General features: G+C 75.3%; 2 protein-coding genes. One reads left to right on the top strand and one right to left on the bottom strand.

Annotated features, from left to right (window positions below; all coding sequences use genetic code 11):
• Window positions 1-183: 183 nt before the first annotated feature.
• Entirely contained in the window at window positions 184-1,011 is an 828-nt protein-coding gene (locus C6N75_RS25760; RefSeq protein ID WP_105871276.1) for a hypothetical protein, read from the top strand.
• Between the two features lie 18 nt (window positions 1,012-1,029).
• Here the strand turns inward: C6N75_RS25760 and disA are convergent, their stop codons facing one another.
• On the bottom strand, window positions 1,030-2,154 hold the full coding sequence (disA, locus tag C6N75_RS25765; RefSeq protein ID WP_105871277.1) for a DNA integrity scanning diadenylate cyclase DisA: 1,125 nt from the start codon (window positions 2,152-2,154) through the stop codon (window positions 1,030-1,032).
• Window positions 2,155-2,526 lie beyond the last annotated feature (372 nt).

A 2,526-nucleotide genomic window follows, 5' to 3' on the forward strand; every position in this document is an offset into this window, starting at 1 on the left:
CTCCCCGCGGTCGCCCCCGTCCCCGCCGGCCGCCCCCGCGTGACGGTCCGTCAGGAAGTGCGGACGCACGGTCGCCGGTCCGTGCGCGGTCCTCCGCGACCGGGTGTGATCATCCGCAAAACTTCACACAGCGGCGGCATGTGGCGCGGCAGTTGGCCCCCCGTCTCTCGTACAGTTCGGTCCGTGGGATCACTGCGCAATCCGGTCGGGCCGCTTCCCTCCTCCATCTACTGGCGGCGGAGGGCCGTCGCGGCGAGCCTGGCCGTGCTGGTCGCCGTGCTGGTGGTGTGGGCGCTGCTGTCCGGCGGCGGAGGCGGCGGCAAGGGTGACGAGGGCCGCAACGGCTCCTCGCCCGCGCCCTCCGAGATCACCCCCGGTCCCTCCGGCTCGGGGCCCGCGATCAGCGAGGCCCCCGGCGGCCGCGAGGAGCCCGGCGGTTCCGGCGGCGACGACGGCAAGAACGGCGACTCGGCGGCCCCCGGCGGAGGACAGGGCGGCACGGGCAGCGGTTCCGGCTCCGGCGGCGCGGGAGCGGACGGCGGCGGTACGCAAGGCGGTACGGGCGCCGGCGGCACCGCGGCCGGCGGCCTGGTCCCCGCCGACTCCCCCCTGCCGAACTGCCCGCCCGGCGCGCTGCGGTTGACCCTCACCAGCGAGAAGAACCGCTATGCGCCCGGCGAGAAGCCGAAGTTCAGGCTGCTGGTCCGCAACGCCTCCGCCACCACCTGCAAGGCCGACCTCGGGCCGAAGCACGCGGTGCTCACCATCAGCGCCGAGGACGACGACGTCTGGGCGTCCGACCACTGCCCGCGCGGCGCCGGCACACTGCTCGTCCGCGTTCCGGCCGGCGGCAGCGTCACCCACACCGTCGAGTGGGACCGCCGCGGGTCCCAGCCCCAGTGCGTCCCCGGCAAGCCGGGCCCGGCCGCCGAGCCCGGCACCTACCTGGTCGAGGTCGCAGTCCCGGGCGCGAAGGTCCTCCCGGCCTCCTTCACCCTCGCCAAGGACTGAGCGGCTCCCGCCGTCCCGTCAGACGTACCGCTCCAGGATCGAGGACTCGGCGAGGCGGGAGAGGCCCTCCCGTACGCTGCGGGCGCGGGCCTCGCCGACGCCGTCCACGGTCTGGAGGTCGTCCACGCTGGCGGCCAGCAGCTTCTGTAGGCCGCCGAAGTGCTCGACCAGCCGCTCGATGATCGCGCCGGGCAGCCGGGGCACCTTCGCCAGCAGCCGGTAGCCGCGCGGCGAGACCGCCGAGTCCAGCGTCTCGGGCGACCCGCTGTAGCCCAGCGCCCGCGCCACGATGGGCAGTTCGAGCAGCTCGGCGTGGGAGAGGGCGTCCAGCTCGGTGAGCGCCTCGGCGACGGTGCGCGAGCGCTTGGCGGTGGGCTCGGGGACGTAGTCCCGCACCACCAGCTCCCGCTCGGGCTCGACGCCCGCGATCAGCTCGTCCAACTGGAGGGCGAGGAGCCGGCCGTCGGTGCCCAGCTCCACCACGTACTCGGCGATCTCGGTGGCGATCCGGCGCACCATCTCCAGCCGCTGGGCGACCGCGGTGACGTCCCGGACAGTCACCAGGTCCTCGATCTCCAGCGCGGAGAGCGTGCCGGCCACCTCGTCCAGGCGCAGCTTGTACCGCTCCAGGGTGGCCAGCGCCTGGTTGGCGCGGGAGAGGATCGCGGCCGACTCCTCCAGCACGCGGCGCTCGCCGTTGACGTAGATGGCGATCAGGCGCATCGACTGGGAGACCGAGACCACCGGGAAGCCGCACTGCTTGGAGACCCGGTCCGCGGTGCGGTGCCGGGTGCCGGTCTCCTCGGTCGGGATGGAGGCGTCCGGGACGAGCTGCACGCCCGCCCGCAGGATCTTGGTGATGTCCTTGTCGAGGATGAGCGCGCCGTCCAGCTTGCACAGCTCGCGCAGCCGGGTCGCGGTGAACTCCACGTCCAGGACGAAGCCGCCGGTGCACATCGACTCGACGGTCTTGTCCATGCCGAGGACGAGCAGGCCGCCGGTGTTGCCGCGCAGGATGCGCTCCAGGCCGTCCCGCAGGGACGTGCCCGGCGCGACCGCGCTCAGGGACGCGCGCATGAGCGCCTCGTTGCCGGAGCCTCCGCCGGACTTTCCGGGCGCTGATGCCCGGTCGTTGGCTGCCACTGCACTCCTCCGGCTCGTACGGATGGGCGAGACCGGGGCAAAGTCTAGCGACCCCGCCCGTGCCCGGGTCCGCCGCGAGTCCGACCTCTTCGCCCGCGCACACGATCCGCCGCCGGAGCGCGGCCCCCGCCGCCGGGCCCGGGAACCCGGCCGCCACCTGCGGCCGAAGCGCCCGCGCACACCCCGGGGCCCCCGGTGGCGACGGCCCGCGCCTGCCCGCGGGGCCGTGACCCAGGCCACCCCGGCCGCCCCGGAGCGGCGGTGACGATCCACCACCCGCCGGACGTTCCGGACAGCCCCGAGCCCCTCCCCCCGCGCGGCGGCGGCAGCCGGGACCGGGACCGCTCCCGGTCGGCCCCTTCAGGCGGGCCC

Origin of the sequence: Streptomyces solincola (genome assembly GCF_002982015.1) — a bacterium.
Taxonomy (GTDB): domain Bacteria; phylum Actinomycetota; class Actinomycetes; order Streptomycetales; family Streptomycetaceae; genus Streptomyces; species Streptomyces solincola.